The organism is Actinomadura parmotrematis (assembly GCF_019458805.1).
GTDB lineage: Bacteria > Actinomycetota > Actinomycetes > Streptosporangiales > Streptosporangiaceae > Spirillospora > Spirillospora parmotrematis.
The window spans coordinates 171,009-177,343 of record NZ_JAIBOA010000017.1; the positions used below are offsets into that span (position 1 = coordinate 171,009).

The following is a 6,335-nucleotide window of genomic DNA, read 5'->3' on the forward strand; positions in this document are numbered from 1 at the left end:
AGCGGACCACCCCGACATTCCGCACCAAGATCCAACAAGGCCCGGCTAGGTCGCCGCCGGCGGCTGCTCCTCCAGGCCGGTGAGGAGGTGGGCGACGTCCAGGCCGGCCGTCAGGTACTCCTCGAACGTCCGGTTGTTCAGGGCCCACCTGGACCGCCGGTAGCGCACCAGGAAGATCGCGTCCGCGGCGTCGTGCCCGAGCAGCGTGAGCGCGTGCGCGACGACCAGGCCGGAGCGGTTGTAGCCCGAGTGGCAGCGCACCAGCACCTGCCGCCCGCCGCGGACGGCGTGCGCGGCGCGCTCGGCCATGTCCAGGACGACCTGGATCTGCGCAGGGGTGAGCGGGTCGTCGGGGATCACCGTGCAGTGGTGCTCCACGCCCGGGTCCGGGCCGTGCCCGGCGCGCTCGTAGAGGCTGAGCACGAGGTCGAAGCGGGCGTCCGGCACGGCGGCGGCGCGGGCGCCGGTGGCGTCGCGGTAGTGGTGGCCGCCCATCCAGAGCCCCGGGACGATCTCGTTCCAGGGCGCGTCCGCGTCCGGCGCTCCACGGCCCTCGGTCCGCATGCTCACCACCTTCCGTTCACTCCATGTTTGAGGGTAGATCGGAGGGTATGGCGTTGTCTGGCCGAGAACACAAGACCTGGGAGGGACGCCATGGCCATCGAGACGACCCCGACCACCGGTGCGACGGCCGGACTGGGGACTCCGCAGACCACGCCGGACGCACTGCACGTCGACGCCGAACGCACCAAGGACAACCTCGACGCCGTCGAGCAGGGCAAGCGCCGCCCGTCCGTGAAGGCCGCCGCCGGTTCCGGCGCCGGGCTCGCGGGGGTGGCCGCCGGGGCCGCCGCCGTGTGGGCGTGGCGCCGCCACGCCCGCGCCAAGCAGAGCCGCTGGACCAAGGCGACCCGCAAGGTCAAGGCGCTGGGCAGCGCCGGGGCCGGCGCCGCCGTCCAGGGCGCCGGTGCCGCGCGCAAGCAGGCCGCCAAGGCCAAGGCCGGCATCGGACGCTGACCTCGGCAGCACCCCGGGAACGGCCCCGTCCTCACCAGAGGGCGGGGCCGTTCCCGTTGCTCACACGCCGGGGGCGAAGAAGTAGGTGGTCCGGTGGCGGATCAGCCCGTCCTCGAAGGTGAAGAAGTCGGCCCACTCGGCCGACAGGTCCTCGTCGTCGCGCGACAGGCCGCGGAACGTGCCGCGCGCGGCCACGTGCTCGCCCTGCCAGACGGCCGAGTCGACGGCGTGCTCGCCCTTGGCGATGATCCGCACGTTCTCGTAGAAGTGCCGCAGGGCGGCCGCGCCCTCGATGGGCGGGTAGCCGCCGCGGCGGTAGACGGCCTCGGGGTGGAACATCGCCAGCAGCGCCTCGTTGTCCCCGGCGTCCACGGCGTCGTAGTAGGCGAGCACGATCTCGCGCGGTGTGGCCATGAGCCCTGATTGTCCGAGACAACACAGGCGAAATGCTTATAGCGGACGAAGGAAAAACTTCGCGGATATCCGCGTGATCGGACAATTTCGCTGCCGGTCAGCGGCCCGCCGGAACCCGCTCCAGCGCCAGCGGGAGGGTGCGCAGCCCGCGCAGCACCGGGCTGTCGAGCCGTCCGGGCCGCCCCGCGAGGCGCGGCGCCAGGCCGAGCCGGAACAGCGACTCGATCGCCACCGTGCTCTCCAGGCGGGCGAGCGCGTGCCCGATGCAGTAGTGGACGCCGGTGCCGAAGGCCAGATGGTCGGCCCGCCCGCGGTCGAGGCGGAAGGCGTCGGGATCGGGATGGCGCCTCGGGTCGCGGTTCGCCGAGGCGATGAGCAGCAGCACCCGGCTCCCCGCCGGGATCGTGACGTCGCCGAAACGGGCGTCGGCCTTGGCGATCCGCAGCAGCCCCTGCGCCGGGCCGTCGTAGCGCAGGGTCTCCTCCACGGCGGCGCCGGCGAGGCCCGGATCGGCCCGCACCGCCTCCAGCGCGTCGGGGTTCTCCAGCAGCGCCAGCACCGTGTTGGAGATCAGGTTGGTCGTGGTCTCGTTGCCGGCGACCAGCAGCAGGACGCAGAACGTGACGAGCTCGCCGGTGCTGAGCGGCGCCTCGTCCCCGCCCGCGACGAGCAGGCCGATCAGGTCGTCGCGCGGGTCGCGGCGCCGCCGCCGCACCGCCGCGGCGAAGTGCGCCGACATCATGGCCGTGCCGTGCAGCGTCCGGAGCAGGGATCCGTGGGCGAGCAGGCCGTCGACCGCCTCGTCGGACCAGCGCCGGAACCGGTCCCGCCGACCGGGCGGCACGCCCATCATCTCGGCGATCACCATGCTCGGCAGCGGCGCGGCCAGCGCGCGCACCAGGTCGATCCGCCCGTCCCGCGCCGCCGCGCCGCCGAGCAGCCCCTCGGTGATCTCCCGGACGCGCGGCTCCCAGGCCGCGATCCGGCGCGGGGTGAAGGCGGGCGCGACCTTGCGGCGCAGCTCGGTGTGGTCGGGCGGGTCGCTGGTCAGCAGGACGCGGGGCGAGAGCAGGCGCTCGACGGCCGCGGCCACCGGCGCGGGCACCCTCGTCGAGGGGTTGAACGGGTTGGCCGACAGGTCCGACCAGGGGCCGCCGGACTCGGAGGAGAACCGCGCGTGGTCGCGCACCGCCGCCGCCACGTCGTCGTGCCGGCTGAGCACCCAGAGGTCCAGCTCGCGGTCGTGGTGGACGGGCGCGTCCTCGCGCAGCCGGGCGTAGTGGGGGTAGGGGTCGGCGATCACTTCGGGGGAGTTGAGGTCGAACCGGATCGGGGTCATCGCGTCCCTCCCAGGACGTGCGTCAGGGTGGCGACCCACTGGCGCACGAACCGCTCCTCGTCCATCCCGAGGAGCGGGCCGCCGTGCAGCTCGCGGGTCAGCCAGTAGTTCTCCAGGGCGCCCAGCCAGATCACCGCGAGCGCCTCGAAGTCGAACCCCGCCCCGGGCGCCCTCGTCGCCAGCCACTCCGCGAGGAAGGCGTGCGAGGGGGCGAACAGGCGGGTGCGGGCGTCGGCCATGACGGCCGGGAACAGGTCGCACTCCTTCGTCATGACCCTGATCAGGTCGCGCCAGTTGTCCATCAGCGCCAGCGACGCGCGGGCCACCAGCGTCAGCTCCGCCCGCAGGTCGCCGAGCGGCAGCATCGGCGCCAGCGCGAAACCGGACTCGGCGAGCCGCACGGCGTCGTCCACCGCCGCCGCCATCACCTTCTCCTTGGAGGCGAAGTGGGTGTAGAGGGCGCCCGAGCGCGGGGACAGCCCCGCCGCCTTCTCGATGGCGCCGATCGACGTCGCCGCGTACCCCTTCTCGGCGAACAGGCGCAGCGCCTCGCTGATGATCCGCTGACGGGTGCTGGCGGCCACGGCTGTCCAATCGATCGTTTGGATGGACCAAACGTACGATTGGAGCGGCGCTGCGGCCACCGCCTGGCCGCATCCGGCCCGGCACCGCACACGACAACGGCACCGCGCGGCCGGAGCCGCGCGGTGCCGTGGGAAAGGACCGCTTAGCGGGTGAGGGCGCGGGCCCCCGCGAGGGCGGCAGCGACGCCGGCGGCGGTCAGGGCCTTCTTGTGCCGGACGGCCCAGAACTGCGGGTTGCGGTCGTGGGCCTTGTCGTCGAACGTCCCGTGGGCGCCGAAGTCGCGGCCGTCCTTGCCGTCGGCGGGCTCCCACAGGTTCGCGGGCTGGTCGGGGTCGCGCGGCTCGCCGGTCTGCTGCGACTTGTAGCCCGTCCGGGCCAGGTAGCGGTCCAGCACGCCCGGCGCGACGCGGTTGGCCAGCAGCGTGCCGACCGTGCTCGCGCCCACCCAGTACTCGCGCTTGCCCGGATGGTCGGCGGCGTACACCAGCGCCCGCGCGGCGACCTCCGGCTGATAGATCGGCGGGACCGGCTGCGCCTTCTGCGGCAGCTTCGACGCCACCCAGCCGAACTGCGGCGTGTTGACCGCCGGCATGTGCACCATCGTCACCTTCACGTTGCTGCCCTTGTGCAGCAGCTCGGTGCGCAGCGACTCGTGGAAGCCCTGGATCGCGTGCTTGGCGCCGCAGTAGGCGGACTGGAGCGGGATGCCGCGCTTGGCGAGCGCCGACCCCGTCTGCACGATCACGCCCCGGTCGCGCGGCAGCATCAGGTCCAGCGCCACCCGCGTCCCGTGCACGTAACCGAGGTAGCTCACCTCGGTGACCCGCTTGAACTCCTCCGGGTCGATGCTGGTGAACTCCCCGAACACCGAGCTGAACGCGACGTTGACCCACACCTCGATCGGCCCGAACTCCGCCTCGGCCCGCCGCGCCGCCGCCTGGACGGCCGCGAAGTCGGCGACGTCCACGGGCAGCGCGAGCGCCGCCCCGCCCGCCGCCCGCACCTCGTCGGCGGCGGCCTCCAGGCCGGCCTCGCCGCGCGCGATCAGGGCGACCTTGGCGCCGCGGGCCCCGAAGGCGCGCGCCGTCGCCCGCCCGATGCCGCCGCTCGCGCCGGTCACGACCACCGTCATGTCGGCCTCCTCGTCCGTGATGTCCGTGGAGCGCTCTACCCCCGCGGCGGCGGGCAAACGTCAGCCGTGGACGAGACCGGCGAGCAGCGCGCCCACCGACGCCGCGCCGAGCCCGGCGCCGATCGAGGCCACCACGTTGAACAGCGGGGAGAGCCGCTCGCCCTCCTCGGCCAGGCGCAGCGTCTCGTAGCCGAAGGTGGAGTAGGTCGTGAGCGCGCCGCAGAACCCGACCGACGCCAGCTCGCTCACCCCGCCCCCGACCGGCCAGGCCGCCAGGAAGCCGAGCACGGCACAGCCGATCACGTTGGCGGTGAAGGTGCCCCACGGGAACGTCGTGCCGTTGCGCGCCTGCACCGCCCGGTCGGTGAGGTAGCGGAGCGGCGCGCCGACCGCGGCCCCGAGCACCACGAGCAGGACCGTCACCGCGCCTCCCCGACGAGGCGCCGCGTCCCGCGCACCCCGGCGTACACGGCGACGAGCGCGCAGACCGGCGTCGCCACCAGGTAGGCCAGCGCGACACCGGGCCTCCCGAGGCCCGCGATGCGCTGCACGTCCACCACGTAGGTCGAGAACGTGGTGTAGCCGCCCAGCACCCCGACGCCGAGGAACGGGCGGACCAGCGGATGCGCGTTCCGCACCGCGAGCACGGCCATCAGCACCCCGATGAGCAGGCACCCCGAGACATTGATCGCGAACGTGGCCCAGGGGAAGGCGCCCGGCCCGGCCGGGAACGCCTGCCCGAGCCCGTAACGGCCGAGAGCACCGATCGCACCGCCTGCCGAGACCGCCCCGAGCGTCGGCCAGGGCGCGCGCGCCATCTCGGCGCGCTGCCGCGGCACGTGCAGATCGACATCGGGATCCATGGGCGCCCGGCGCTCGGACAAGGGCTCCTCCTCAGGGCCGAAGGCACGACCGACATGCTAGAAGGCCGCCCCCGCACACCCGCGACGCCTCGCCCATGTAAAGCACCCTTGACATCCTCCGATGTAAAGCGTACTTTCCATAGGTAGGGAGGACGGATGCGCAACGATGTGCGCCACCTGCGCCTGGGCAAGGGCCTGTCCCAGCAGGCCCTCGGCGAGGCGCTCGGGGTGTCGCGGCAGACGATCAATGCGATCGAGCAGGGCCGCTACGACCCCTCGCTCCCGCTCGCGATCCGCATGGCCCGCTATTTCGGCAAGGTCGTCGAGGAGGTCTTCCATGTCGACCCGTGAGATCGGCCGGGGACGCTGGCTCGTCCCCGCCACCTGCGTCCTGCTCGCCGCCGCCTACGCGGTGGTCTTCCTGCTGAACGACGAGCCCGCGATGGCCGCGGTCGGCGCCGGCGTCATGCTCGCCTACGGCGCGTTCCTGCTGCTGTTCGGCGGCCGCAGCGAGGCCGTCGCCCTCCTCGGCGGCAAGGAGGGCGACGAGCGCCGCCGCCTGATCGCCCTGCGCGCCTCCGCCGCCACCGGCCAGCTCCTGGTCGTCGTCGCCGTCGCGATGCTGTTCGTCAAGCTCGCCCAAGGCGACGACCCCGGCGCCTGGGCCACCATCTGCGCCGTAGGCGGAGCCGCCTTCATCACCTCGATCGTCTACTACACCCGCCGCAACTGACCCCGCACCGCCCGCGCCCCAAGCGGATCGTGCGCGCCGGCGCGCAAACCGTTAAGGGAGAGAAGCGCTTGGGGAGGTGCCGATCGACGCGATGCGCACCAGCGTGACCGCAGGCGACTGCAATACGGCGACGGGGGTTCTAAGAGAAGGTGCGGGGGTCCGCACCTGTACCGGCGCAGTGCGCGTTAGCGCGCGAGCACCTCGGGGGTCCGGGGGTCGTCCCCCGGGGAAGCAGTGCGGGCCACCGGGAAG

10 protein-coding genes are annotated in these 6,335 nt (G+C 73.4%); 3 read left to right on the plus strand and 7 right to left on the minus strand.

Translation table 11 applies throughout. From position 1 onward, the window contains the following. Positions 1–45: 45 nt before the first annotated feature. Complete coding sequence (locus K1Y72_RS25150) at positions 46–564, minus strand: protein-tyrosine phosphatase family protein (RefSeq protein WP_220168921.1); 519 nt, start codon at positions 562–564, stop codon at positions 46–48. Positions 565–654: 90 nt separating this feature from the next. Between K1Y72_RS25150 and K1Y72_RS25155 the strand changes: the two genes are divergently transcribed. After that, complete coding sequence (locus K1Y72_RS25155) at positions 655–1,017, plus strand: hypothetical protein (protein ID WP_220168922.1); 363 nt, start codon at positions 655–657, stop codon at positions 1,015–1,017. A gap of 60 nt (positions 1,018–1,077) precedes the next feature. Here the strand turns inward: K1Y72_RS25155 and K1Y72_RS25160 are convergent, their stop codons facing one another. The 6 genes from K1Y72_RS25160 to K1Y72_RS25185 form a co-directional block, all read right to left on the minus strand. Then, the gene (locus tag K1Y72_RS25160) at positions 1,078–1,431 is read right to left on the minus strand and encodes a nuclear transport factor 2 family protein (RefSeq protein WP_220168923.1); all 354 of its coding nucleotides are present in this window, start codon (positions 1,429–1,431) and stop codon (positions 1,078–1,080) included. A 97-nt stretch (positions 1,432–1,528) separates the two neighbouring features. Further along, positions 1,529–2,770 carry a cytochrome P450 gene (locus K1Y72_RS25165; RefSeq protein WP_220168924.1) on the minus strand — a complete coding sequence of 414 codons (1,242 nt, stop codon included), beginning with the start codon at positions 2,768–2,770 and terminating at the stop codon, positions 1,529–1,531. Further along, a complete protein-coding gene (locus tag K1Y72_RS25170; RefSeq protein ID WP_220168925.1) occupies positions 2,767–3,354 on the minus strand; it encodes a TetR/AcrR family transcriptional regulator in 588 nt (195 codons plus the stop codon). Before K1Y72_RS25170 ends, K1Y72_RS25165 begins: the two co-directional genes overlap by 4 nt. 143 nt (positions 3,355–3,497) lie before the next feature. After that, entirely contained in the window at positions 3,498–4,487 is a 990-nt protein-coding gene (locus K1Y72_RS25175) for an SDR family oxidoreductase (RefSeq protein ID WP_220168926.1), read from the minus strand. A gap of 60 nt (positions 4,488–4,547) precedes the next feature. Next, entirely contained in the window at positions 4,548–4,910 is a 363-nt protein-coding gene (locus tag K1Y72_RS25180; protein ID WP_220168927.1) for a fluoride efflux transporter FluC, read from the minus strand. Further along, a complete protein-coding gene (locus tag K1Y72_RS25185) occupies positions 4,907–5,371 on the minus strand; it encodes a FluC/FEX family fluoride channel (protein WP_258573630.1) in 465 nt (154 codons plus the stop codon). The genes K1Y72_RS25180 and K1Y72_RS25185 overlap by 4 nt, the downstream gene beginning before the upstream one ends. A 135-nt stretch (positions 5,372–5,506) precedes the next feature. Between K1Y72_RS25185 and K1Y72_RS25190 the strand changes: the two genes are divergently transcribed. Beyond that, complete coding sequence (locus tag K1Y72_RS25190) at positions 5,507–5,701, plus strand: helix-turn-helix transcriptional regulator (RefSeq protein WP_220168928.1); 195 nt, start codon at positions 5,507–5,509, stop codon at positions 5,699–5,701. Further along, entirely contained in the window at positions 5,688–6,083 is a 396-nt protein-coding gene (locus tag K1Y72_RS25195; RefSeq protein ID WP_220168929.1) for a hypothetical protein, read from the plus strand. Before K1Y72_RS25190 ends, K1Y72_RS25195 begins: the two co-directional genes overlap by 14 nt. The last annotated feature ends 252 nt before the right edge of the window (positions 6,084–6,335 follow it).